Origin of the sequence: Marinifilum breve, assembly GCF_003202155.1 — a bacterium.
Lineage (GTDB): Bacteria > Bacteroidota > Bacteroidia > Bacteroidales > Marinifilaceae > Marinifilum > Marinifilum breve.
Window position 1 is genome coordinate 361,486 of the sequence record NZ_QFLI01000001.1, and the last position, 25,336, is coordinate 386,821.

The following is a 25,336-nucleotide window of genomic DNA, read 5'->3' on the forward strand; positions in this document are numbered from 1 at the left end:
AGAGCGTTTCCCTGTATACTGGCTAAACATTTCCCTGCATACAGGCAAAACATTTCCCTGCGTACGGGTAAAGCTTTTCCCTCTAGGCAGGGAAAGACTCGGACTAGTACGTGAAAAATGTTTGGGAGTAAGGCCTAAAAATATAAAATTAGTGCAATTGCAATAAAAAAATCCCCGAAAGGAAAATTCCTGACGGGGATTCTGAGTTATAGTAGTCTAGGTTAGGTACAAATACTATTTGTTTTCTTCAGCAAACTTACGTCCTGCGTGAAGTGCTTTAATATTCATTTCGATTACTTCCTCTCCTTTTCTTTCGAAAATCTTACGGATACCTTCTTCCAGGTACTCGAAAGGAACATCGATAAATGGTGAAGCAGCACCCAACATTACGAAGTTGAAAGCACGCTTAGAACCAGTTGTTTCTTCAGCAATTTGATCAGCATCAATCAATACATAGTTTGGAAGATCTTTAATTGTCTTCTCTAACTCTTCCATTTCCGGGTAATCAGGAATGTTTACGAATGGAGTTGAGTTGGTTACTACGTATCCACCTTGCTTTAAGTAAGGAAGGTAACGAAGTGCTTCCATTGGCTCTACTGATAAAATGATATCAGCACCACCACGTGGAATCAAATCTGAATAAATAGGCTTGTCAGAAATTCTCATGAATGACTGAACATCACCACCACGCTGACTCATACCATGAGTTTCAGCTTGCTTCATATATAAATCATTGTCTAATGCAGCAGATCCTAAAGCAGCAGCAATGGATAAAATCCCTTGACCACCAACACCTGCTATGACCATATCTGTTTTCATCGTCTTTTGTTTTTGTATCAAGTACAAAGTAGCTTTCAGCGTTCAGCAATCAGCTGTCAGCTTTTTTACTTCGCAATTGATCATTCGTAATTACTAATTATTAATTGATAATTATTAATTGTTTATGCTTTAGCAGCTGCTTTTGCTTTAGCGGCTTTCTTGATTTTCTGATCGCGAACGTTCTTCTGAACACAAACACGACGAGGAATAATTACTGATACTCCTTGGTATTCGAATTCTTTGCGAAGAAGATCTTTCAAATCATCACGCTTCTTAGGTACAGCAGTTAATACATGTAAATGTTCTGGCTCAACACCTAAACCTTCACAAATTGATTCCAATTTACCTTTAGCAGATGAATGCTGACCACCAGTCATAGAGATAGACTCGTTATCAGAAATAATTACTGTAATTGGAGTCTTTTCGTTGATAGCATCCAATAAACCAGTCATACCTGAGTGAGTAAATGTAGAGTCACCAATTACTGCAACAGATGGAATTAATCCTGCATCAGCAGCACCTTTAGCCATAGTTACAGAAGCACCCATATCAACACAAGAGTTGATCGCATTAAATGGAGGCAATGCACCTAGAGTGTAACAACCTATATCTGCAAACACACGACCTTCACCGTATTCTGCAACAACTTCGTTCAATGCAGTGTATACATCAATGTGAGAACAACCAACGCACAATGCCGGAGGACGAGCAGATACCAAGTTAGGAACTTCGGCACCTTCTTCAACATCAAATCCTAAAGCTCTACCAACCATTTCTGGCTTCAACTCACCATCGCGAGACAAAGTACCATCTAAACGACCGATTACAGCTTCTTTTTCCAAATATCCTTTCAACATTTCTTCAACTACAGGATATCCTTCTTCCAATACCATTACTTTATCGCACTCGCTGGTGATTTTTTGAATCATTGTGCGAGGAATTGGGTACTGGCTAATTTTTACAACTGGGTATGGACAATCTCCGTTTGGATAGTTTTCCATTAGGTAGTTGTAACCTAATCCACAAGCGATGATACCCATTGACTTATCAGCACCATCAGTGTAGCTGTTATATGGTGATTCTTCAGAAGCAGTTTCGAATTTTGCCTGGTTGTTCAACAACAACTTGTAACGCTTACGAGCAATACCTGGTAGCAATACGAACTGTACTTTATCTTCTGGTAATTTCATATCGTTTTGAGCAACAACTTCAGCAGCACGTGTAACACCTGCACGAGAGTGAGCCAAACGAGTAGTGATTCTCATTAACACTGGAATCTCACAAGCTTCAGACAATTCGAATCCGAAACGAGCCATATCGTATGCTTCTTGTTGGTTCGATGGTTCCAAGATTGGCATCATGGCGAACTTACCGTACACACGTGAATCCTGCTCGTTCTGAGAAGAGTGCATTGATGGGTCATCAGCAACAACGATCAACATACCACCATTTGCTCCAGTGATAGCTGCGTTCATGAAACAGTCAGCTGCAACGTTCAAACCTACGTGCTTCATACACACCATAGAACGCTTACCAGCATATGACATTCCCAATGCAGATTCCATAGCAGTTTTTTCATTTGCTGCCCAGTCTCTGTGAATATTTAATTGTTGTGCTTGCTTAGAGTGTTGAATGTACTCTGTAATTTCGGTTGAAGGTGTTCCTGGATAAGCATAAACTCCAGACATTCCGCCATCGATTGCACCTTGTGCGATAGCTTCTACACCTAATAGTAAAGACTTTTGCATGTTATATTTGTTTAACTATTTAGTTTTCTATGTGTTCAGACAACTTGCAATCTAAAATTGCAGGTATGTGAGAGATGTGATATTACGATTTGAAGCAAAAACACTCCAAATTCAAAAACTCATTTACAAAATATTGTGTATAGGAAAAGCGGTCCCTAAAATATGAGGATCGCGGTAAGGGATGGATTTTATAATCCACCGAAGATTTCAAGGAAGCATACTAAATATGCTAGAACGTAAAAGTAAAATTCAAAATAATCTTTCATTTCTACTTATAGATTGTAACTCAAATGAGCTTTTCTACTTTTATTTGCTGCTAAAATACCATTATTTGGATTAAAGCCAATAAAAAATTAATCGAAGCAGATTTTTTAGATTCATTTCAAATAACGAATACGTTTGCGTAAATATTCATACTGAGCTCAATCCCTTATAAATAGAGGTACCAAGCTATTTCTTCGAGGAAAAGATACCAGGCTTGAATCGACCGTATGAATCAAATACAAAACGATTGGACATGATAATACTAACCATTAAATTGAAAGAACAACCAACAAATATGGCAATCATGATTAAGATCTGATATTTTATAGCTACCACTGGAGAACTACCTCCCAGAATTTGTCCTGTCATCATTCCAGGCAGGGAAATCAAACCCAATACCGACATGGTTGCAATTAAAGGGTTCAGTCCACTTTTAATGGCAGATTGGATGTACGGTAGTAAAGAGTGTTTTTTGCTATTGGTATTCACCAAAAGAAAGAAATACAATTCTTGTTCTTTTCGCAAGCGTGTAAAGTAATCGCTAATTCCAACAATATTGTGATTCAAGGCATTTCCTAATATCATACCTGAAATGGGGATAAAATAACGAGCATCAAACACATAATCCAATTGAATAATGAAACCTAGAAAAAAGGTATCTACTATAAATATACTGGTCAAGCCGGATATAAAAAATGGAAGCACAAAGTGCTTATAAGTTAAGCCAGTTCGTTTAATGGTAGTGAAAGTTCCAACCAGAACCATGGCAATTACCCAGGCAGAATTAATGAGTGCATTGTTCCATTCAAATATATATTCAAGATAAAGTGCAACCAATGAAAGCTGAATGATCATTCTTATAATTGCAATCAAAGTTTCCTTGATAATATTAACCTTGAAATACAGAAATCCCGCAATAGGGATTACCATTAAAAAACCTCCAACAATTAGGTGTATTATTCCAATATCAGCTATTTCTTGCATACCAAATTGATTCAATCAAATAATTACAATTCAAATACTTTTGTACAACTCCCCACCCACTTGCTATTGTGAGATGTAGATACGATGGTTCTATCCTTTAAGCTTTTAACCAGTTGGATCAATAAATCAATCGATTCTTCATCAAGAGCTGAGGTTGGTTCATCTAATAAGATAATAGGCTTTTGCAGACTCAAACTTGCAGCCAATACAATTCTTTGTTTTTGTCCACCACTAATTTGAGTAAAGACTCTCTCCTGCTCTCCATTATTAATTCCAAGTTGCTGCAGATAATACTTAAACATTTCTACTTGCTTTTCATTCAATTGCAGTAAGTCTATTAATTCTTGTCCAGACTCAACTGGTAAATGAACATTTTGAGGAAGCCAACTCATTTGTTTTCTAAGTCTCTCAACATTATCTGGAGCAAGCTTTCTATTATCTATATAAATGTCTCCTGAATCTGGTGAAATAATTCCAAGCATCAATTTTAGCAGACTGGATTTACCCTTACCAGAAAGTCCACTCAAACAAAATGATTCACCACATTTTACATCGAAATTAAGCTCCTGACAAATAATTTGATCGGAGAACTTTAAGCTTACATTGTTAAATTTAATCATATCACTATTTATCCTTGAAGCGAAAATAAACCTAATTTCCCTTTTTACCCGTTCATTCATCACATTTATTTTTATAGCTGATGCATTTCCTCATACCTAGTCTTTAGTGATTCATTATATGAATGTTAAAGCTTAAAAAGCTCTTTTAACATTTTATCAGAAGTTATATCGAGATAATTCTCAAATAAATAAGTGTGAAATATATCACACGCGCCTTATGTATCTGACTTTCTGACAGATTAAATCATTCTTTGCAAAAACATGCTACAAAACACATCCCTATGTCGCATAGATATCTTGTATCCATAAAATCAAATCTTACTTTTGCACCTGTTACATCTAGATATCTGGATGTTTATTTTTATACAGATATAATTATTATAAGATATACAATGGCAAAGTATTTAATTGTTGGTGGAGTTGCAGGAGGTGCAACAACAGCTGCTCGTCTTCGAAGAATGGATGAATCAGCAGAAATAATCATGTTTGAAAGAGGCGAACACATTTCATATGCGAATTGTGGTTTGCCATATTATGTAGGAGATGTGATCACCGAAAGGGAAAATCTTCTATTACAAACTCCTGAAAGTTTCAACAAAAGACTAAATGTTGATGTTAGAATACTAAATGAAGTAACTAAAATCAACAGAGAACAAAAAGAGGTTGAAGTAAAGGATTTAAAAAACAATACAGTTTATACTGAAACATACGATAAACTGATTGTTTCGCCAGGAGCTGAACCAATTAAACCTCCTATTCCTGGCATCAACGATTCTGCAATTTTTACTGTTCGAAATGTAAAGGATACAGATAAAATAAAATCATACTACAATGAACACAAGCCACAAAAAGCTGTTGTAGTAGGTGCAGGATTTATCGGATTGGAAATGGCAGAAAATCTTCACCATTTGGGAATGATGGTTACCATTGTTGAAATGGCAGAACAGGTAATGACTCCATTGGATTACGAAATGGCAGCAGTAGTTCATCAACACCTCAAAACCAAAGATGTAGAATTCTTCCTTAAAGATGGAGTAAGCGAATTTGAGCGCAAAGGAGATTATCTGGAGATTCGTTTGCAATCAGGAAGAAAAATAGAAGCCGACATGGTTATTCTATCGATTGGTGTTCGACCTGAAACAAAACTAATTAAAGAAGCTGGTATTGATCTTGCCCCTAATGGTGGTATACAGGTTAACGAATACCTACAAACCAGCGATGAACATATCTATGCCTTAGGCGATGCCATTGCATTTCCTCATCCTATTACTGGGAAATATACCAATGCTTATTTGGCTGGGCCTGCCAACAAGCAAGGACGTTTACTTGCCAATAATCTGGTATTGGGTCACAAATATGAATACAAAGGTGCAATTGCAACTGCAATCGCTAAAGTATTCGATTTGACAGTTGGTTCTACAGGATTGGCTGAGAAAGTATTGAAAAAGGAAGGAATCCAATATATCTCGAATATCACTCATGGAGGATCGCATGCCGGATATTATCCAGGGGCAACTCCTACCAGCATTAAACTGATGTTCCATCCAGAAACTGGAAAACTTTATGGGGCACAAGTATTGGGTTACGAAGGAGTTGATAAGCGTACCGATATGATTGCTACTGTTCTTCAAAATAATGGAACGATTTACGATCTACAGGAAATTGAGCATGCCTATGCTCCACCCTACTCTTCTGCCAAAGATCCTGTAAACCAAGCAGGTTTTACTGCAGGAAATATCATTGAAGGATTGGTGAAAATTATGCATTGGGATGAACTTTACCAGCTACATGCACCAAATAACTTCATTCTGGATGTTAGAACTCCTGATGAATATGAATTAGGGAATATTGAAGGATCGGTAAATATAGAAGTAGACCAAATCAGAAATCGATTAGATGAAATTCCTAGAGATAAAAAGATCATTATTTATTGTGGTGTTGGGCTGAGAGGCTATTTTGCCGCACGTATTTTAATGCAGAAAGGATTTACACAAGTTTACAACCTAAGTGGTGGGTACAAAACTTACGAACATGCAACTTGCAAGCAAAGCAATGAAGATATTTTTGAGTCGAGTTATATCGCAAGGGATGGTCATATTTACAGAGGGAAACCCAAATCAGAAGAGCAAGAAAGTACCGCAGAAACAAAGGTGATAGAAGTTGATGCTTGCGGTTTGCAATGTCCTGGTCCGATTATCAAATTGAAAAAAGAGATGGATCAATTGGAAAACGGTCAACGCCTGCAACAGAAGGTTACCGATCCTGGATTCGCCAAAGATGTAGAAGCTTGGTGTAAAATGACTGGTAACAAGTTAATTTCTGTGGATTCAGACAAAGGAATTTATACTGCTTTGCTTGAGAAACAAGCCAACAAGGAAGCTTGTCCTGTTACCACTGGCAATCTACCAAAAAACAAAACCATGGTGGTTTTCTCCGATGATATGGATCGTGCTTTGGCTTCGCTGGTTATTGCCAATGGAGCGGCTGCTACCGGAAATAAAGTAACTCTCTTCTTTACTTTTTGGGGTTTGAATATCATTAAGAAAGCTCAAAAACCTAAGGTCGAAAAAGATATGATGGGCAAAATGTTTGGTAAAATGATGGCTAGTGGAGCTGATGACTTGAAGCTTTCCAAAATGAACATGATGGGACTTGGTTCCAAAATGATGAAGAAGAGAATGCTTGCCAAAAAAGTAGATTCGTTGGAAGATATGCTTCAGAGTGCCATGGAGAATGGTGTGGAAATGATTGCCTGCCAAATGTCAATGGACGTAATGGGCGTAGACAAAGAAGAATTGCTTGATGGCGTTCAGATTGGTGGTGTTGCAACTTACCTTTCGGAAGCGGAGCAATCGAACTTGAACTTGTTTATTTAAACGAATAATGATATGATTCAAACCAGACAGTTTTCAATATTCTGTCTGGTTTTTTATTCTCATATTTAACCGCGCTTAAACGAATCTTTATGTATTGATATTGCACATTATTTAATATCGAAGCTACACCGAAGGAAGATCGAAGGAAGACCGAAGCTACATTCTAGCCTCTTAACTTCGCATTATGGTTTAATTGAAATGTATAATTAATCCATTTCTTCCAAAAGAAAAATATCCTCAACCTTACATTCAAAAAAACGAGCCATTTTAAGTGCTAAAACTGTTGAAGGCACAAACTTTCCTTTCTCAATAGCATTAATGGTTTGCCTTGAAACTCCTAATTGTTCAGCCAATCCTGCTTGTGTAATGTCTATTTTAGCCCTTTCTACTTTTATTGTATTTTTCACAATTACCTCCTTTATTTAATATTTGCTACTATACAACTGCATATTTTATATACTTACTTCGATAGTACAAAATAGTATAAAATATCAAGTGTAATTGTAAAATATAGAATCCTTCCAATTCATATTCCGGTTTTACCCAATAAATAAACCCTGTAAAAAGCCATGTAAATAACAATGCCTGTGTTAAACACTTTGCTCTGATCTGTTGATAAAATTCATCCTCTCTTTTTTCTTTCGAAAATAGATAAAGAACAAATCCGCATATTGATAAAAATAAACTCCAATGTAGATACAAATCCTTCTCTTCTTGTGAAAAATATGGCGTGTAATTTAAATGTTCATCAAGGTTTTCCGCACCTTCATTCAAGACAGTATTTAGTTCCGTATCTTCTCTAGCTCCTAGATATCCACGCATAAAATCATCTACATTTCCAATACATGATAAGACAACTGCTACAAGTACAAATAAAATTCCAACATACTTTAATTGATAAGGAAAATAAGTTTTCATTCTTCAAAATTATAAGTTCTACTTAAACATTTATTTTGTGCACAAAACAAATGTAAAGTATTATTTACATTTTGACAAGTTTTTAATTCTTTTAGTCCTATATGCGAGACTTAACAATTATAATGTATCCCATACTCTATTCGTTGTTAGTACTATAATTTAACTTGGAAAATTAACTCTTTGAACTATTCAAGATTATAAAATCTTAACCTAAGGAATTATAATTATTATCATGCCGTTAGATTATCTTAAACGCATGTAAATTAGTTACTTTAAAGTGCAAGAAAAGCGTTGCAAAAAGTGGACATTCGTCTGGCAATTTCGTAAATTAGATATTCCTAAAAATGGATATAAATTTGAAAAGCTGGGTTAATTGCATCAATCTTAATCATCAATCTTTAAACTCAACCATGCAATTGTATCTGAATTTCACAAGTAACGATATTCTCCTGTATCTCGTTTCTTGATATTTAATCAGCATAAATTCCGAACAGGAACAAAAGTACTACATTGGTAGTGGTTAGTGGTTAGCCGAAGCGGCAGAATTTTTCCGTAGTCCCTTTATCAGAAAAATTCTGCCGGTTCATTATTCCACCTCCTCACTTGTGGTTTCATTTCCTTTTTTCATGCGCAAATACACCAAGCCCATAATACTTAAAAATCCTATCACTTTAAGATATTGCTTTATTAAGGATACTGCATTGGCCTCGAGATTGGCAAGTAATTCGGTATTGTCAATCAGTACAATTGTACCTACTGAGAATAACAAGACAACTAGAAGAATAATTAGTAGCGTTTTTTTGTTTTTCATCCTTTTTTAATTTTTATAGTGTGAAGATAATATCTTTCCCGAGAAGTATAACATCACATTTTATTGAATAGAAATTACATCTGGACAATCAATCTAGAATTTCATATATTTAGTTATTTAGATTTAAACTGATAACCAAATTAAAAGATCATGATTGATAAGATTAGTACTCTGGGTGGCTACATCCACGAATATCAAAAAAGTGTAGAAAATCCACAGGCTTTTTGGAGTAGAATTGCAGAAAGTTTCTTTTGGCGTAAAAAATGGGATAAAATTCTGGATTGGAACTTTATCGAACCCAAAATCAATTGGTTTTTAAATGGGAAACTGAATATTACCGAAAATATATTCGAACGTCATTTGTTTACTCGTGGTGATCAACCTGCAATCATATGGGAACCTAATGAACCAAATGATGAGAACAGAGTACTATCATACAATGAACTTTTTTTAGAAGTAAAAAAGTTTACCAATGTAATGTTAAACCTTGGTGTTGGTAAAGGCGACAGAGTTGCCATTTATATGCCAATGGTTCCTGAATTAGCAATTGCAATGCTGGCTTGTGCGAGAATCGGTGCAATACATTCCATTGTCTTTGCAGGCTTCTCTGCAAACTCACTTGCCGATAGAATTAATGATGCCGAAGCCAAACTGGTAATTACTTCTGACGGAGGCTATCGTGGAAGTAAGATAATTCCAATAAAAGATATTGTTGATGAAGCATTAGAAAACTGCTCATCTGTAGAAAAGGTAGTGATGGTTCAAAGAACCAACACTGAAGTTTCGTTTGATGAATCCAGAGACATGTGGTGGCATGAAGCCATGGCCAAAGCCGATGAAGAAAATAAAGCTGAACTAATGGATGCTGAAGACACTCTCTTTATTCTGTATACTTCAGGTTCAACGGATAAACCCAAAGGCATTGTGCATACTTGTGGTGGTTATATGGTTTATTCTGCCTACACATTTAAAAACGTATTTCAATACAGCGATGGTGACATTTACTTTTGTTCAGCTGATATTGGCTGGATTACGGGGCATTCCTACATAGTATATGGGCCCTTGCTAAATGGAGCTACAACGGTAATGTTTGAAGGTATTCCTACCTATCCTGATGCTGGTAGATATTGGGATATTGTAAATAAATATGGAATTGCTCAATTTTACACCGCTCCAACTGCCATTCGTTCTTTAATCTCAATGGGGCAAGAATATGTTGAAAATAAAGATTTGTCAAGTTTAAAGGTTTTGGGCACAGTTGGAGAGCCAATTAACGAAGAAGCCTGGCACTGGTATCACGATCATGTTGGTAAAAATCGTTGTCCGATTGTTGATACCTGGTGGCAAACCGAGACAGGAGGAATTTCCATTAGCCCTATTGCAGGTATTATTCCTACAAAGCCTGGTTTTGCCACACTCCCACAACCAGGAATTCAACCAATTATTGTTGATGGAGATGGAAATGAATTATCTGGAAAAAGTGTAGAAGGCAATCTATGTATCAAATATCCTTGGCCAGGAATGCTAAGAACCATATGGGGAGATCATGAACGCTTCAAGAAAACCTACTTCAGCACATTCGAAAACCTCTACTTTTCGGGCGATGGTGTTAAAAGAGACGAAGATGGTTACTATCGAATACTGGGACGAGTAGATGATGTAATCAACGTATCGGGCCACAGAATGGGAACTGCCGAAGTAGAAAATGCCATCAATGAGCATCCATTGGTGAATGAATCTGCCGTTGTAGGATTCCCTCACGATATCAAAGGTCAAGGCATTTACGCTTTTGTGGTTTGCGGTGATCTTTCAACAGGAGGTGAAGAAGGGATTAAAACCAGCGTTCGCAAAGGGGTTACCAAAATCATTGGTCCAATTGCAAAACCAGATAAAATACAATTGGTTAGAGCCTTACCGAAAACACGATCAGGAAAAATCATGAGAAGGATTTTAAGAAAAATCGCACAAGGAGACTACAGTAATTTTGGAGATATCTCTACTCTTCTCGACACCTCGGTTGTGGAAGAAATCATAAAAGGGGCATTAGAGGATGTTAAGGATTAATTAAGCTTCTAAAAGACAATAAAGATCATTCTGTATGAATGATCTTTTTTTGTAAATCTTGCATAAAGACTAGATAATCTGATCACAATTTGTTATTTTAAGTTTATAATTCAATTGGTACGCACATGAAAATTGGGATTGCTCTTGGAGGTGGTGGAGCAAGAGGATTTGCTCATCTAGGTGTTTTAAAAGCATTGGAAGAAAAAGGCATTAAACCTGATATTATCTCAGGTGTTAGTGCAGGTGCACTAATTGGAGCCTTTATTGCCTCAGGTTTTTCTTATTCAAAAATATTAAAAGCATTAAAAAACAAGGGTGTAATGGCCTATTCAAAATGGCAATACCCCCGACATGGTTTATTTAGCTTGGTTGGGCTCGAAAAAGAGGTGAAAAAACACATTAAAACAAAGAAAATCGAAAACCTTAAAATCCCTTTGTTCATAGCTGTTTCCAATTTAAATGATGGTCGTGTAGAGTACATTAAAGAAGGTGATTTATTTAAATATTTAATGGCCTCTGTTAGTATCCCCGTATTATTTTCTCCTGTTGAAATGAATAATATCATGTATGTTGATGGTGGCCTATTTGATAATCTTCCCATATCGCCTTTAATCAATAAGTGTGATATTATTATTGCCGTGAATGTGAGTCCTATCCAAAAAGTAGAAAAGTTTGACAACCTGGTTCAAGTAGCCTCACGAACTTTCCAGTTAGGTGTTCATTCCAATGTAATCAGACATAAGGATAAATGCTCACTCCTAATTGAACCAACAGGCTTACGTGATTACGAAATATTAAATGGAAACAAAGCACAGGAAATTTTCAAGTTAGGATATGAATACACGAAAAATTTGGAAATTCCTCCTATAGAGGAACTTTAATTTCAAGCAATAAAGCTATCTTTAAGAAACCAATTAATTAACCCAAAGATTAATTAAACACTCCCACTATGATTACAAAAAAGGAAAAAGCAATTGAAAGCTTTAAATCCGGAATGAACTGTGCCCAATCTGTTCTGCTAGCATTCTCAGATCAATACAAATTTGACGACAATTTAGCTTTTCAAATCTCAAGCGGCTTTGGAGGAGGTATGGGAAGGTTGCAAAAAACATGTGGTGCTGTAACTGGTGCTTTTATGGTTATCGGAATTCATAATTGTGAAAAATACTCCAATCACAGTTTGCAAACAGATAACAACAGGTCAATGATACAAGAGTTTAATCGTAGATTTACGCAACAACATGAATCATTGGATTGCAAAGACATTATCAAATGCGATTTGAATAGCCCTGAAGGTCAGCAATATTGTAAGGAGAACAATACAAAAGAAACCATATGCACAAAATGCATTACCGATTCCATTGATATTGTGCATTCTCTTATCAACTAAAAGAAATAAATCTATATAAAAAAAGCAGGCTTAAAGCCTGCTTTCTTCCTATTTATACTGTAGTGTCAATTTCTATTTTGAAAAGCTTTTCCATCACTTCCTTTACTTCACTCAAATCAGGATTGATATCGAAAACATGAGAAGGTTTTAAATAAACCACCTCTTTTTCTCTTTTAAAGCGTTCTTCTCCTCCACCGGTAATATTAAGCATTACACAAGCATCTTTATCCAATTTACCCTCTTTAGCATAATTGATAAGCGTTGCTGTAGCAACTGCAGCGGCTGGGTGAATATCATTTCCTTCGGTCTCTTCAAATATTCTGCCAGCTTCAGCAGCTTCTTCATTTGTAGCTTTAAGAACATCTCCACCTGCATCTTTCATTGCATCGTACAATCCTCCGATAATAGAGTATGGAGGTTTACGATTCGACAACACTTTGGCTACAATTTCTTCCACTTGTTTTCTGGCCAAATTATCATCTAGTGGCAACATTTCTCTTGAATCTTCTTTCCATGCATCGTGCATTGGCAAGAAAGGTGTATTCTGAGAAACCATTAATTTCATCTTGTTAGAACCAAACCTGCCATCTTCGATAAAACGAAGGTTTGCTTCCCAAGCGGCAATGGCACCTGTTCCCGATCCAACTGCCTGGAAATAGTAATCTGGAATCTTTCCTATTTCTGTAACTGCTGAATTAACTGTACAAGCCATACCATCACGACGAGCAACGTTTTTTGCTCCACCTTCAGCAATAAAACCATCTAGCTGACATGCTATATTCGAAAGATGAATTGCATCGAAATAATCGCTTCCCGATTTGGTAACCACAAGTCTTACATTGTCTTTAATTGGTTCATCAAACCAAAGTGCATTAATGTTATCTTCTGGCACACACAATAACAATGGAATATTATTATCTGAACATACTCTGGCAAATGCTCTTGCTGTATTACCTGCCGATGCAACTACCAAAATATTATTATCATCATCTAAACGACCACCAACCGAATAAGCTTCAGTTTCCTTGAAAGAGCAAGTTCTGAAATTAGCTCCTTTTTCTGGCCAATATCCACTAAAAGTGATGTAAAGATTATTCAAACCAAGATACTTTGCCAAACCTTCACTCTTGTAAGTAGCAGGTGCAGAAGATCCTTCTAATGTTTTATGAACTGGCAACCAATCGGAAAATTTATAAATCCCTAAAGAATTGTCCTTTACTTCAATCTGTTTTTTATCGTAAATTGCTCTAATTAAACAAGGTTTATCTTCACCAGGTGCATCAAGAGTCCATCCTTCGTCCTCAAATCTCTTACCCGTTTCTAGCGACTCCAAAATATAGTCGGTTGGTCGAAAATCTTTTGCCATTTTTACTTGTATTGATTTTGAAGATGTAAAATTAGTGATTTTACTGTATTGATAAAGTTTTTAAGCTCTTTTTACTGTTCCTGGATTGTGATTAGATAGGCAAACCAATTGGTGAACAGTTTCTTCAATATTACATTTAATTCATCTTAGATTTTTATTCCTTCATCTTCAATATTCCAAAACTTTTAAGATTGAATTGGAAGAATTATTAAAAATATTTTATCGATTTCATACTTAGTTTTTTTGCAAAATCATATCTTTAATAATCAAAATAAAGAACAATGACAGTAAACTGGGGAATATTAGGGGCTGGAAAGATAGCTGGCAAATTTGCAAATGATTTTAAAGTTGTACCAAATGGTAAAATCATTGCGGTAGCTTCTCGTTCTGAATTGAAAGCAAATGATTTTTCAAATCAATATGATATCGAACACTCCTACTCGTCTTACGAAAGTATGATGCAGAACCCAGATATTCAAATTGTTTACGTTGCCACTCCTCACAACTTTCATTTTGAACATGCCAGCTTGTGTCTAAACAGTGGCAAAGCCGTACTATGCGAAAAGCCTGTTTGTGTTAACTCAGAAGAGTTTGAAGCCTTAAGTCGATTGGCGAAAGAAAAGAACTTATTCTTTATGGAAGGCATGTGGACCTATTATTTACCTGCCATTTTAAAAACCATGGAATGGATTCATTCAGGCAAGATAGGTGATGTTATGCAATTACAGGTAAGTTTTGGCTTCGTGGGTAACATGAACAAAGAAGGCAGATTGGCAAATCCCAATTTAGCTGGTGGTGCATTACTTGATATTGGAATTTATGGCGTTGCTATTTCCGAGCTGGTTTTTAACGACAAGATAGAAAGCATCCAAAGTCTTGCACATATTGGCAGTACAGGTGTTGACGAATACAATAGTATTCAGTTAAAGTATGCAAATGGTGGAATTGCACAAATTTCAAGTTCCTTTCTTTCTAATATGAAAAATGAAGCGGTTATTTATGGTACCAAAGGCCGAATTGAGATACCTAAGTTTTGGATGGCTAAAAAAACCAAACTAATCACTAATGATGAAATATTGGAGTTTGAAGACCAAAGCAAAGAAATGGGCTACAATTACGAAGCTTATGCAGTAGGAGAATTATTAAAAAAAGGCAAGTTAGAAAGCTCCATTGTTCCCATTTGGAAGAGCAAAAAAATATTATCAATACTTGATGAAATCAGAGATCAGTTCAAATTAAAATATCCTTTTGAAAATTGAATATGGACGAAAACGAAATCATATTAGGCAAAGGCATATCTGGAGTCAATTTTGGCATGATACAAGCCGAAGTTGAAAAAATATTGGGCAAAGCTGATGAAGTTGGAGAATATTCTCTTTCTCCAAGTGAAAACAGTATTACCCTATTTTATAATAGCAAAGGATTAAGTTTTACTTTCGAATCTGTTGATCAATTCAGGTTGAGCTACATTTCAATTTACAGCACACAATACCACATCTTTAGCTTCATAAAAATAGGATTATCTAAACGTAACCTCTTAGATGAACTCGAGCATTTTCAACTTGGAAAACCAGAATTTGAAAAGGCTGATTCCGAGGAATTTCCGACACATGAATTAATTTATTTCCCAACTGAAAACCTGCACCTTTGGCTAGATGATGGAAAAATTTCTGAAATTCAATTTGGTCCGTTCTGGGAAGATATGAAAACCATAGTTTGGGAAGATTAATCTGAATAATGCAGGTAAAACAATCATTCCTGCAATTTCTTTTGTAAAGAAGTTCTTTCTAAACTCAATTTTTATAACTTGCACCCGATTTCAGACAAATCACACAACTAAATTTACTTCCTAATCAATGTGCTCAAATTTTCTTTTGAGCAAAAGATGGTTTTGTTATTAATCTTAAAACAGGTGAATTGAAATAATTCTCCTGCGCAAAACCATAGACATGAATAAACTATCGTATGAGCATGGTAGCTCAGAAATGCCTCTTTTAGGCGAAACCATTACTGAAAGATTAAAAAGAACCGTAGAACTTTTCCCTGACAGAGAAGCATTAGTTGTTCCTTACCAAAATTATCGTGCCACATATCAGGAATTCTGGAACCAAATAGAAGAAATTGCTAAAGGCTTGTTGGCTTTTGGTGTAAAAAAAGGTGATCGCGTAGGAATCTGGTCTCCAAACCGACACGAGTGGGTGATCGTACAATTTGCAACTGCCAGAATTGGTGCCATATTGGTTAATGTAAACCCAGCTTACAAGGCATCAGAATTGAAATTTGCCTTGCGTCAGTCGGAGATTAGCCTGCTAATCATGTCCAAAAACTTTAGAAAGACAAACTACTTTGAAATCATTCAGGAAGTTCGAAAATCCTGCATTCATCTAAAGCAAATTGTAATTCTTGATAGGGATTGGCAAGCTTTAATTGAAGCTGGTAAAAGAATTTCTACCCAGGAAATTGAAGACATTGAAGCCACCTTACAATTCGATGACCCGATTAACATACAATACACATCTGGAACAACAGGATTTCCCAAAGGAGCTACATTAACTCACCACAACATACTGAATAATGGCTACTTTATTGGTGAACGATTGCACTATACCGAGAATGACAGAGTTTGTATTCCTGTTCCCTTTTACCACTGTTTTGGAATGGTGCTGGGAAATCTTGCCTGCATTACACACGGATCTGCAATGATTATTCCAGGAGAGGCTTTTGAGGCAGAAACTGTTCTAAAAACTGTACAAGATGAAAAATGTACCTCTTTGTATGGTGTACCATTAATGTTTATTGCCGAATTGGAACATCCCAACTTCGAAAAATACGACATGAGCAGTTTGCGAACCGGTATTATGGCGGGAGCTTCTTGTCCTGAAAAAGCAATGAGAGAGGTGCAAGAAAAAATGAACATGACCGATGTTGCCATTTGCTACGGAATGACTGAAACCTCACCTGTTTCCACTCAAACTTTCGTAGATGACCAATTGGATAAAAGAGTAAGCACTGTTGGTCGTGTTCACCCTCATCAGGAAATTAAAATCATTGATCCTACAACTGGAAAAATTGTACCACGTGGAGAAAGTGGAGAGTTTTGTACCAGAGGTTATTCGGTAATGTTAAAATACTGGAACAACGAAGAAGCAACCAATGCAGTTATCGATGATGCAGGTTGGATGCACACTGGCGATGTAGCAAGTATGGATGATGAAGGCTATGTTACTATTACTGGTAGAATCAAGGATATGATCATTAGAGGTGGTGAGAACATCTCTCCTTTCGAAATTGAGGAGTATTTGCACACACACGAAGCCATTAGTGAGGTTTACGTGATTGGTGTTCCCGATTACAAATATGGCGAAGTAGTGATGGCCTGGATTAAATTCAAGGAAGGAAGATCGGTAAGTGAAGATGAACTTCGCGAATATTGCCAGGGGCAGATTGCAACCTATAAAATTCCGAAGTACTTTAAATTCACAAAAGAATTCCCAACAACGGTAACAGGAAAAATTAGAAAAGTAGAGATGCGAGAGATATCCAGTCGTGAACTAGAATTGGTTGGAAGATAAAAAACATCCCGGCTCTTTTGGAGCCGGGGTTTTATTTTAAAATTTTAATTGATCTGCGATTGTCAAAGCTTGAGACTTTGTCATTTTGGGCATACTCACAATGGATATAATCATTTCTTCTGAAGGATATTCAATAATCAATGCAGAAGCATTCATATCACTTCCATCATCATCAATGGCATCACCAAAATGCATCTTTTTTCCCAGCATGTGTAAAATGACTATAAGCTGCCATTTCCTCTTGAGCTTCGTTTGAATCAATACCCTTATCTGAACTAGCAACAATGGTAAAGTTTTCTGTCATTGTTTTTGTAAAGGAGGCCACGTATTGTCCATCTACATTAAAAACTGCTGATTTTATAAAATTGCTGTACTTTACTTTCCCAACAGCAACCTGAAATTCATTGTATGGGTATTCAACTGGGAATACTTCTTCATCATCCGAATCATAATCCATCTCCTCTCCTGAAAACATATCTAAAGCTTGTCCCATCCTCATTTCAGGTTCACCCCAACTTATATTTCCAGGAACATCAAATGTTGATGATGCAATTTTTATATTCTCATCAAACTTAACAGCAACTTCACTGCTTTCAATTCCCAGCATCTTTGCCTCAGATTTTAAAACAACGCCCTTATAAGACCAAACTGTTGTACCCAGAGCCTTTACTTTTTCACAAGTTCTGTTAAAAAATTTTTCAGTCCCTAATCTTTGGCCACCAAAGGCTTCCAACATTTCATCCGCAAACTCTTCTTTTTGAGCATCCGACATATTTTCGAAGGCCGCATAATATTCAGATGAAATGCCCGTTTCCAGTTTTGTTCCGGTTTGATCCATTTGATTTACATTATAGATCACACCATCCTTAACTATGGTTAATGTGTGGGCTTTTTCTGATGACTCAATTCCGAAAACCTTTACTTTTGTTTCTGATTTTACTTCTTCTTTGTAAAGTTTCCCATAATCATCAAACCAAATCAAACGCTGCCCTTTAGTTGTACCGTCCAATTTCATTTCCACATAACCTGATTTTACCATAAATCTCTTGCTCGAATGTTGAGCAGAAGCGTAATTGCCGATACAAATAATTACAGCAAGTAAGATTAATTGAATTTTCTTCATTTTTATAAAATTGGTTTAAAGTGATATTAAGAGTCTGTTGCCATACAAACTAAATTTAACAGACAATCTAAATTACGGATATTGAAATTCTATACAAAATATATTTTCAAACAAATGTTTATGTAGATAGAGTTGAATTAAATGGTAAAGTTCTAAGCAACTTTACTCTAAAACACACTGTCATCATGAATGGTGGTGAAATCATCTTTTACATGAGCAAGACTGCAAAAAAATAATATATAACTTACTTTAAAAAAAGGTGTCCAAAAGTAAAGTTTTGTGCAATCAATTTGAAATTCAGTTTTACCCTGACCCTAAAGGGAATCTGAATTTCAACGACCTCCCTTTAGGGATGTAAGGGTTAAAGTCGTTGAAAGTGCAATAAAATTACTTTTGGACACCTTCCTCTTTTGTATAATAATCTATCAATCTATTCGTTACAAACACTATTGTGCAACACAACATCAAGTCAAGAAAAGGCACACAAACCTCAAATAGCTCTGTTTATCACGAGCTTACACTTTTCAAAGGAAAATGTTGTACAGTAGGTATGTTTTTAAACTACAATCCGCTTTAATTACCTGCTAGGCATTTTGTTAGTTTTGCCGCTCAATCTAGGATAAAATTAACTTTAGTGATGAACAACGTAAAATTAGGAAATCCGGCTGTTGTCGGACTTGGAGGATTTGGTTTAAGTACCATTTTATTACAATTGCATAACCTTGGACTATGTGGATTAGGTCCAGTATTGGCTGTAGGTTTTGCATTCGGTGGAATTGCTCAATTGTGCGCAGGTCTATTAGAACACAAAAATGCAAACAACTTTGGTTTCGCAGCATTTTCAGCTTATGGATCTTTCTGGATTGCCATAGGAATTGTGTGGATGCTAAACCACTTCGGTATTTACAAATCTACCGGTACTGATGTAGGTTATTTCTTACTTGCCTATACATTCTTTACTTTAATTCTTTGGTTTGCTTCATTATTTATTCACGGAGCAATGGCAACTACTTTCAGTATTTTAATGCTAGGATTCATTCTATTGGATTTAGGACACTTTGGATTCCCAGCAATGAATACAGCTGCAGCTTACGTACTAATTGCATGTGCACTTGCAGCTTGGTACATGATGGCAGCAATTATCATTAATGGTGTTGCAGGTAGAACCATTTTAGGAGTTGGTGAAGCGTGGCTTAAAGCTGGTGAAAAAGAATTAAGCCCTGCTACAAAATAAGCAGAGCTTAGTCTTCTAAGATAAAATAGAAAAGGGAAATTGGATGATATCCGATTTCCCTTTTCTATTTTATACGATTAACAATTGAGAATCCGAACTTCAGTCGGAATCTCAAACTGCAAAATCGTAATTATCAATTTGTATTGCACCCCTTCGCCTGTCGGCACTTCCCCTAGAAGCTACTCTTTATACACAAATTTGGAATAAGTATTTTGATTAAGTAATAATGAATCATTTATAGCATTAGCAAGTTGAGTGTTTCCCTTTTAGGGAAACTGTCGACAGACTAAAGGGTGAGATAAGAAAAATATAATCCAAAATGCACCCCTCTGGCTGTCGCCATCTCCCCTAGAAGGTGAGAACTTGGCAATTAAGCGATTGCATATGTAATGGTTCGTCAAAATATATTCACAAAAATAAATATGTATAAAGAGTAGCCCTAGAAGAGGACGATCATCAAACAAAGTATTTTGATGCTTGAAGCTTTCTTACGGCAACAACTCCTTATGCAATGTCACTTCAAATTCTTTTACGTGATGTGGTTTTCCATCATTAAAGAACTCTACTATGTATGGTTTGTTGCAATGCGCATCGAAAGTTACCTGATCGTACCATTTCTCAATAAATGTGATTCTATTGGGCTCATCGATACATTGATTCAATTCATAACGAATGCATCCACCCTCTTGCATTGTTATTGGAATTAAAGAATGAAGATTTTTAATCAACTGATCAACTTCTCCTTCTTTGGCTATAAATTTGGCGATACACACCAATTGTGTCTCGTTTTTTCTGATTTCCATTTGTCTTTTCTGTTTAATTAAATGAATTCGAAATCAAACTTAAGAAAAAATAGGTCAGCATTCATGATAACAGTAAATATTTCGGTGCTCTGCACCTCAAAAACAAGAATAAATCTCATACTACAAATATTACGCAGCTCTGCTGCTTTGTACATACGAAAGATATTGTAATTAGCAATAACTGTTCGACTATTGGACTGATGGACTATTGGACTGTTATAAAAAAAATGCCGCCCCAAACGGAACGGCATCATATATTGATCTAATAAATGTCGATTAAAAAATTCCAGGGATTCCAGGAAGCTGTCCCACCAAAGCAAGGGAAACAACACATACAATAAACATTGCTCCAGGAATAATTAGCTTTTCTTTCCAACTCAATTCAGCAGCACGCTCGCTATCTCCAATCAAACCAAGGTTGTCAAGCAACATGGTAAATGCCCATCCGAAAACAGGATTCACAAAAGCACATGCAAAAATACAAGTACCAGCACTCAATGAATCTTTGTGCTTTCGAACCATTTGCATACCCGCCTCAAGCAATGGCAAGAATACACCAACAATTAGCGCTACACGCAATACTGGTTCCCACATTGCTAAATCCATAGGATATCCGAATACCGATGCTAATACACAAAGCAATGCCGTTAATACAGCTCCACCAGGAATAGGACGCTTTGCAATTGCTGCAGGAATCATATATGTTCCCCATGACGAGGCAATATTACCACCACCTAAAGCAGTACCAATCATCTGGCGAACAGATGCTACAGTCATGGTATCATCCACATCCATCAATACATTCTTGGCTTTTTTAGGATAGTTCAATTCCTGGAATACACGGTGTCCCAAATAATCTGGCGACCACATTGCAACTGCAAGAATTGCAAAAGGAATAACGGCAATAAAATGACCAACGTTTGGTAAACCAAGTTGCCATCCTGTATCTTCACCCCACCACCACATTGGGTTCATGTGTGGCAAACCAGGTTTGGTTGTAAAAGCAAAATCGGCACCCAAGGCAAAAGCAACAATACCTGCAATGGCCGAACACAAAGGAATAGCCAACCAACGCTTGTTGATCTTTGCCAAATAGGCATAAATTAAAATGGTGATTCCGATTACAGCAAAGGAAACATATCCAATATCACCAGAAGAAGCCCAGGCTTCTAATTTCGTAATCTGGCTCAACAGACCTACAGCTCCCAAATAAATTAGAAGTCCACCACGAACTCCAACTCCGGTGAGTTTCATCAATTTCGATCCACCTTTGGTAATACTCAAAGCCAGACCAAATACCCCAATTAAAATACCCAATGCAAGCGGATGACCACCAGCAGCTGCGATGATCGGAATCAGCGGAATCATAGGACCGTGAGTTCCTGCAAGGTTGGCATTAGGATTAAGAATTGCCGAAAACAGAAGTACAAAAATACCTCCGGCAATTAACAACTCGTAACGAACGTTTTCTGCTACGAATTCTGGCGATAAACCAAACTGGGTAGCAAATACAGCAACCATGGCGGTTACCATTACCACCTTACCAATTGTAGCAGCCAAAGCAGGCACCCAGTCTTCCAATTCAATGTTAAAATCTCTAAATGGCAAGTGGATGCGCCATCTGCGAAATTTCATAATCTCAAGCTCGTGATTCAGATACGCTTCTCTGCTCTCGAACTCATGCGCCTTTTTGCGCTTTTCTTTGTAAGAGTTTTGATTCTCTTTCTTCATTATAAATGTTTTTTGAGTTTTACATACCCCTATTCAGCTACCTACGCGTTTTCAGGGGCTATAAATCACCGTAAAACTAAGAAAAAAGCCATGCTAGGCAAGCACCCTTAAAGCGCACTACTGCAACACTTAAGGTACATATTGGGAATATTCTCAATTTGCAAAACCAATTCTACTTTTAAGATCAATAGAAATACACCAATTGTATCCAGATATCTTGATTTCACGATAAACTGGAATTCTTCTACAGAAAATGATATTTTACCTCTCCCACCAAATTCAAAAACATTTCACACTTGTATGCCTAAAAAAAGTCCGGAACACTTATTTTGTTTACTTACCTTTATTTCGAAGGGAATTGAAAGAAATATTTCCGACATATTGCAATCGATAGAATTTAGAGAGAGACTAAATTAGGCCGAAAACACAAATAGCGTTTAGAATAGATCTAAATACCTTACCTATTACTTAACAATACAATCATTTTATAGCTTATCATGTATAGTTTTCATAAATTCATATATCAAAAATGAAATCCACTTTAAATATCTTTAACTATGACAAATACTGATTTTATAAGTGATAGACCAATAAAAAATAGTTCTGAAGATGAATTAAACCGTTTACCATTTACGAAAAAGTTAAAAGAATCTTTATCTAATTGGGAAGATGAAGACAGTATGATCATTTCACTTAAAGGAAAATGGGGTGAAGGAAAGTCTTCAATTATAAATTTGCTTATTGAATTGTATAAAAATAAAAAGGTAAATGATCCAACAATTATAGAGTTCAATCCTTGGTCTTATTCGAAATCAAACACTCTTAGTTTTCAATTCTTCAATCATATTGCTACAGAATTAGAAATAAATAGAATAGAGAAAAAGGATGACAAACTAGCTAAAAAACTAAAGCTATATAGTCAGTTAATAAGTTTCAAAAATAAGCCTACTGAATCAAATAAGATAACATCTAATATTTTTATATTATTAATTGCTACAAGTTTATTATCTGGAAAATTTATCGGATGGCTAAATTGGAGTACTGAATTTTATGAAAATTTATTATTTGTCATTGGTTTAGCACTTTTAGTTTTACAGTTTTTTAGTAACATACTAAGCAAACTTTCCATTATTTTTCAGATAAGGTCTTTAAATACTCAATCTGCTGAGGAATTAAAAAGATTAATTACTGAACAACTGAAGAAAAGGAAAAGAAAACTTCTAATAATCATCGACGATATTGATAGATTAACTCAAAAAGAGATTTCAGAAATATTCAAACTTATCAGAGTAAATGCTGACTTTCCAAATACAATTTATCTACTTGCCTATGATGAGAAAATAATAGAAGCTAATTTAGAAGAGCAAATAGGTGTTGATGGAAAAGATTACCTTAAAAAAATTGTCCAAGTCGATTTCAACATTCCCTATACTAGAACCGATAGAATTCAACAATTCTTATTTAAAGAATTAAATAAAGTCTTTGATAACCTTCCTAAATCTGCCAGTTCCAAATTTGAAGAAAATGAATCACATTGGAATAATATTTATCACTCTGGTTTTAAGAATCTCTTTCAAAATATTAGAGATATTAAGCGTTATACTAATAGTCTTCTCTTTAATCTTCATTTACTACATAAAGAAGAAATATTTGAAGTAAATGTAATTGATTTCGTTGCCCTTGAGTCAATTAGGGTATTTACTCCAAATTATTATGAATTTATCAAATCTAGAAAAAACCTATTTACTGATGCTCCATTAAAACAAGACAATAAAAAAGCTAATGAAATCAGAAAAATTGAATTGAATTCAAGTTTTGAAATGCTTGATAAAATTCATCAACCACATATTAAAGAACTTATAAAAAGACTATTTCCTCAAATCAATTATTACATAGAAAATTCTGGAAGAACAACTTACGCTAATGGTGTTCAAGTGAATTGGAATAAAAATCTCAGAATTTGCTCAGGGGCTAGATTCGATTCATATTTCACCTTGAATGGGGAAGAAAATGACAACGAATTAACTGAGTATGAAATTCAAAAGTTTATAGGCACTCTTGAAGATGTCCATTCCATTGAAAAAGAACTTAATACTTTTGTTGAGAATGATAAAATTAGAAGGTTTTTATCAATACTTGAAATTTACACTAATGATTCTGATATTTTTAATGCTCAAACCATAACAAACATTCTAATTGCACTTAATAATGTAAGCGATATAATTAATCCTGATCGAAAAGGATTTTTTAGCGTAGGAATAGATATGATTATAATCAGAATTTTTTATCAACTCCTAAGACTTAACTCAGAAACTAAGGTTTATTCAACTATTGAAAGAGTGTTTGACGAATCAAAAGGTCTTTTCGCCATATTACAGTTAACAAGCTATCAAGCACAATATCTAGAAGAGGGAAAGGAAGGTTCACTTTTTACAGATGAAGAACTTTCTATGATGAAAGGAAAAATAATAAATAGATTAGAATCTATCGAAAGTTCAAAAATACTGGAAAACCCTAATTTTTCTCATATAATTCATAGGTGGAAAGATTGGGGAAGTAAAATAAAACTTGAAGAATTTTTACATGAATTAATGAGTAATCCACAAAAGTTAATAAAATTCCTTACTCATTTCATTTCAACAATTCACAGCACTACGTTTGGTGACTATGGACATAAAACTCACAAGAGAATATCGTTTGATAGTTTATCACGATTCATTCAAATAAGCGAGATCAAAAAGCATGTAAATCAAATAAATAACACAGATGAAGTTTACATTCAAAATGAAAAATTTATCAAGCTATTCAAGTCAGAGTTAAAAAGATATCAAGACGATCCGGAAGGATATAATTCTCCATACAAAACCAGTTGAAGATATAACAACAACGCCCCACCAAAACATCAGTGGGGCGATTTCATTTCCACTACTATCTAAGCCTTCACCATTCAATTCCAAAATACATACAAATACTTTTTTTAACTTCTTTTAATTTAATCATAAGGATACTTACC

At 35.5% G+C, this 25,336-nt stretch carries 22 protein-coding genes; 10 read left to right on the forward strand and 12 right to left on the reverse strand.

The window, feature by feature from the left end:
- Positions 1-234 precede the first annotated feature (234 nt).
- From DF185_RS01510 to DF185_RS01525, 4 genes are all read right to left on the reverse strand, one after another.
- Positions 235-819, reverse strand: coding sequence for an indolepyruvate oxidoreductase subunit beta (locus tag DF185_RS01510; protein ID WP_110358955.1), 585 nt, complete (start codon positions 817-819; stop codon positions 235-237).
- A 122-nt stretch (positions 820-941) separates the two neighbouring features.
- Positions 942-2,567 carry a thiamine pyrophosphate-dependent enzyme gene (locus DF185_RS01515; protein WP_110358956.1) on the reverse strand — a complete coding sequence of 542 codons (1,626 nt, stop codon included), beginning with the start codon at positions 2,565-2,567 and terminating at the stop codon, positions 942-944.
- A 450-nt stretch (positions 2,568-3,017) separates the two neighbouring features.
- The gene (locus tag DF185_RS01520) at positions 3,018-3,815 is read right to left on the reverse strand and encodes an ABC transporter permease (RefSeq protein WP_110358957.1); all 798 of its coding nucleotides are present in this window, start codon (positions 3,813-3,815) and stop codon (positions 3,018-3,020) included.
- A gap of 23 nt (positions 3,816-3,838) precedes the next feature.
- Entirely contained in the window at positions 3,839-4,435 is a 597-nt protein-coding gene (locus DF185_RS01525; protein ID WP_165835908.1) for an ABC transporter ATP-binding protein, read from the reverse strand.
- Positions 4,436-4,716: 281 nt separating this feature from the next.
- Between DF185_RS01525 and DF185_RS01530 the strand changes: the two genes are divergently transcribed.
- A complete protein-coding gene (locus DF185_RS01530; protein WP_243421741.1) occupies positions 4,717-7,311 on the forward strand; it encodes an FAD-dependent oxidoreductase in 2,595 nt (864 codons plus the stop codon).
- Between the two features lie 206 nt (positions 7,312-7,517).
- Here the strand turns inward: DF185_RS01530 and DF185_RS01535 are convergent, their stop codons facing one another.
- The 3 genes from DF185_RS01535 to DF185_RS01545 all read right to left on the reverse strand — a co-directional run bounded on the left by DF185_RS01535 (position 7,518) and on the right by DF185_RS01545 (position 9,040).
- On the reverse strand, positions 7,518-7,718 hold the full coding sequence (locus DF185_RS01535) for a helix-turn-helix transcriptional regulator (protein WP_110358959.1): 201 nt from the start codon (positions 7,716-7,718) through the stop codon (positions 7,518-7,520).
- Positions 7,719-7,746: 28 nt separating this feature from the next.
- Entirely contained in the window at positions 7,747-8,229 is a 483-nt protein-coding gene (locus DF185_RS01540; RefSeq protein WP_110358960.1) for a hypothetical protein, read from the reverse strand.
- A gap of 586 nt (positions 8,230-8,815) precedes the next feature.
- Entirely contained in the window at positions 8,816-9,040 is a 225-nt protein-coding gene (locus DF185_RS01545) for a hypothetical protein (protein ID WP_110358961.1), read from the reverse strand.
- 150 nt (positions 9,041-9,190) lie between these two features.
- On the opposite strand from DF185_RS01545, the gene acs reads away from it, so the two are divergent.
- From acs to DF185_RS01560, 3 genes are all read left to right on the forward strand, one after another.
- Positions 9,191-11,104: an acetate--CoA ligase gene (gene acs / locus DF185_RS01550; protein WP_110358962.1), complete on the forward strand. Its 1,914-nt coding sequence runs from the start codon at positions 9,191-9,193 to the stop codon at positions 11,102-11,104.
- A gap of 125 nt (positions 11,105-11,229) precedes the next feature.
- The gene (locus DF185_RS01555) at positions 11,230-11,985 is read left to right on the forward strand and encodes a patatin-like phospholipase family protein (RefSeq protein WP_110358963.1); all 756 of its coding nucleotides are present in this window, start codon (positions 11,230-11,232) and stop codon (positions 11,983-11,985) included.
- A 68-nt stretch (positions 11,986-12,053) separates the two neighbouring features.
- Positions 12,054-12,494 (forward strand): C-GCAxxG-C-C family protein, encoded by a 441-nt coding sequence (locus tag DF185_RS01560; protein ID WP_110358964.1) that lies wholly within the window; start codon positions 12,054-12,056, stop codon positions 12,492-12,494.
- A 52-nt stretch (positions 12,495-12,546) separates the two neighbouring features.
- Here the strand turns inward: DF185_RS01560 and DF185_RS01565 are convergent, their stop codons facing one another.
- A complete protein-coding gene (locus tag DF185_RS01565) occupies positions 12,547-13,860 on the reverse strand; it encodes a cysteate synthase (protein WP_207784544.1) in 1,314 nt (437 codons plus the stop codon).
- Between the two features lie 281 nt (positions 13,861-14,141).
- On the opposite strand from DF185_RS01565, the gene DF185_RS01570 reads away from it, so the two are divergent.
- The 3 genes from DF185_RS01570 (at position 14,142) to DF185_RS01580 (ending at position 17,432) form a co-directional block, all read left to right on the forward strand.
- Positions 14,142-15,119: a Gfo/Idh/MocA family protein gene (locus DF185_RS01570; protein WP_110358965.1), complete on the forward strand. Its 978-nt coding sequence runs from the start codon at positions 14,142-14,144 to the stop codon at positions 15,117-15,119.
- Between the two features lie 2 nt (positions 15,120-15,121).
- Positions 15,122-15,589: a hypothetical protein gene (locus tag DF185_RS01575; RefSeq protein ID WP_110358966.1), complete on the forward strand. Its 468-nt coding sequence runs from the start codon at positions 15,122-15,124 to the stop codon at positions 15,587-15,589.
- 220 nt (positions 15,590-15,809) lie between these two features.
- Complete coding sequence (locus tag DF185_RS01580; RefSeq protein WP_110358967.1) at positions 15,810-17,432, forward strand: AMP-binding protein; 1,623 nt, start codon at positions 15,810-15,812, stop codon at positions 17,430-17,432.
- Between the two features lie 36 nt (positions 17,433-17,468).
- Here the strand turns inward: DF185_RS01580 and DF185_RS23525 are convergent, their stop codons facing one another.
- Both DF185_RS23525 and DF185_RS01585 read right to left on the reverse strand, forming a co-directional pair.
- Entirely contained in the window at positions 17,469-17,642 is a 174-nt protein-coding gene (locus DF185_RS23525) for a hypothetical protein (protein WP_165835909.1), read from the reverse strand.
- Entirely contained in the window at positions 17,614-18,555 is a 942-nt protein-coding gene (locus DF185_RS01585) for a hypothetical protein (protein WP_110358968.1), read from the reverse strand. The genes DF185_RS23525 and DF185_RS01585 overlap by 29 nt, the downstream gene beginning before the upstream one ends.
- A gap of 98 nt (positions 18,556-18,653) precedes the next feature.
- On the opposite strand from DF185_RS01585, the gene DF185_RS24140 reads away from it, so the two are divergent.
- Both DF185_RS24140 and DF185_RS01595 read left to right on the forward strand, forming a co-directional pair.
- A complete protein-coding gene (locus DF185_RS24140) occupies positions 18,654-18,791 on the forward strand; it encodes a glycoside hydrolase domain-containing protein (RefSeq protein WP_369073406.1) in 138 nt (45 codons plus the stop codon).
- A gap of 401 nt (positions 18,792-19,192) precedes the next feature.
- Positions 19,193-19,789, forward strand: coding sequence for an acetate uptake transporter (locus DF185_RS01595; protein ID WP_110358969.1), 597 nt, complete (start codon positions 19,193-19,195; stop codon positions 19,787-19,789).
- A gap of 488 nt (positions 19,790-20,277) precedes the next feature.
- On the opposite strand, the gene DF185_RS01600 is transcribed toward DF185_RS01595, so the two are convergent.
- Both DF185_RS01600 and DF185_RS01605 read right to left on the reverse strand, forming a co-directional pair.
- The gene (locus DF185_RS01600) at positions 20,278-20,592 is read right to left on the reverse strand and encodes a putative quinol monooxygenase (protein ID WP_110358970.1); all 315 of its coding nucleotides are present in this window, start codon (positions 20,590-20,592) and stop codon (positions 20,278-20,280) included.
- Positions 20,593-20,868: 276 nt separating this feature from the next.
- Positions 20,869-22,323 carry a DUF3360 family protein gene (locus DF185_RS01605; protein WP_110358971.1) on the reverse strand — a complete coding sequence of 485 codons (1,455 nt, stop codon included), beginning with the start codon at positions 22,321-22,323 and terminating at the stop codon, positions 20,869-20,871.
- 557 nt (positions 22,324-22,880) lie between these two features.
- On the opposite strand from DF185_RS01605, the gene DF185_RS01610 reads away from it, so the two are divergent.
- Positions 22,881-25,196 (forward strand): KAP family P-loop NTPase fold protein, encoded by a 2,316-nt coding sequence (locus tag DF185_RS01610; RefSeq protein WP_110358972.1) that lies wholly within the window; start codon positions 22,881-22,883, stop codon positions 25,194-25,196.
- Positions 25,197-25,336 lie beyond the last annotated feature (140 nt).

What these genes read in the sequence shown, in the direction of transcription:
- DF185_RS01515 (WP_110358956.1), bottom strand. Translation starts at nt 2,567, where the DNA reads ATGCAAAAGTCTTTACTATTAGGTGTAGAAGCTATCGCACAAGGTGCA.
- DF185_RS01575 (WP_110358966.1), top strand. Translation starts at nt 15,122, where the DNA reads ATGGACGAAAACGAAATCATATTAGGCAAAGGCATATCTGGAGTCAAT.
- DF185_RS01595 (WP_110358969.1), top strand. Translation starts at nt 19,193, where the DNA reads ATGAACAACGTAAAATTAGGAAATCCGGCTGTTGTCGGACTTGGAGGA.
- DF185_RS01570 (WP_110358965.1), top strand. Translation starts at nt 14,142, where the DNA reads ATGACAGTAAACTGGGGAATATTAGGGGCTGGAAAGATAGCTGGCAAA.
- DF185_RS01545 (WP_110358961.1), bottom strand. Translation starts at nt 9,040, where the DNA reads ATGAAAAACAAAAAAACGCTACTAATTATTCTTCTAGTTGTCTTGTTA.
- DF185_RS01565 (WP_207784544.1), bottom strand. Translation starts at nt 13,860, where the DNA reads ATGGCAAAAGATTTTCGACCAACCGACTATATTTTGGAGTCGCTAGAA.
- DF185_RS01610 (WP_110358972.1), top strand. Translation starts at nt 22,881, where the DNA reads ATGACAAATACTGATTTTATAAGTGATAGACCAATAAAAAATAGTTCT.
- DF185_RS01585 (WP_110358968.1), bottom strand. Translation starts at nt 18,555, where the DNA reads ATGAAGAAAATTCAATTAATCTTACTTGCTGTAATTATTTGTATCGGC.
- acs (WP_110358962.1), top strand. Translation starts at nt 9,191, where the DNA reads ATGATTGATAAGATTAGTACTCTGGGTGGCTACATCCACGAATATCAA.
- DF185_RS01560 (WP_110358964.1), top strand. Translation starts at nt 12,054, where the DNA reads ATGATTACAAAAAAGGAAAAAGCAATTGAAAGCTTTAAATCCGGAATG.
- DF185_RS01510 (WP_110358955.1), bottom strand. Translation starts at nt 819, where the DNA reads ATGAAAACAGATATGGTCATAGCAGGTGTTGGTGGTCAAGGGATTTTA.
- DF185_RS01600 (WP_110358970.1), bottom strand. Translation starts at nt 20,592, where the DNA reads ATGGAAATCAGAAAAAACGAGACACAATTGGTGTGTATCGCCAAATTT.
- DF185_RS23525 (WP_165835909.1), bottom strand. Translation starts at nt 17,642, where the DNA reads ATGCTGGGAAAAAAGATGCATTTTGGTGATGCCATTGATGATGATGGA.
- DF185_RS01520 (WP_110358957.1), bottom strand. Translation starts at nt 3,815, where the DNA reads ATGCAAGAAATAGCTGATATTGGAATAATACACCTAATTGTTGGAGGT.
- DF185_RS01540 (WP_110358960.1), bottom strand. Translation starts at nt 8,229, where the DNA reads ATGAAAACTTATTTTCCTTATCAATTAAAGTATGTTGGAATTTTATTT.
- DF185_RS01605 (WP_110358971.1), bottom strand. Translation starts at nt 22,323, where the DNA reads ATGAAGAAAGAGAATCAAAACTCTTACAAAGAAAAGCGCAAAAAGGCG.
- DF185_RS01525 (WP_165835908.1), bottom strand. Translation starts at nt 4,435, where the DNA reads ATGATTAAATTTAACAATGTAAGCTTAAAGTTCTCCGATCAAATTATT.
- DF185_RS01555 (WP_110358963.1), top strand. Translation starts at nt 11,230, where the DNA reads ATGAAAATTGGGATTGCTCTTGGAGGTGGTGGAGCAAGAGGATTTGCT.
- DF185_RS01530 (WP_243421741.1), top strand. Translation starts at nt 4,717, where the DNA reads ATGTCGCATAGATATCTTGTATCCATAAAATCAAATCTTACTTTTGCA.
- DF185_RS01580 (WP_110358967.1), top strand. Translation starts at nt 15,810, where the DNA reads ATGAATAAACTATCGTATGAGCATGGTAGCTCAGAAATGCCTCTTTTA.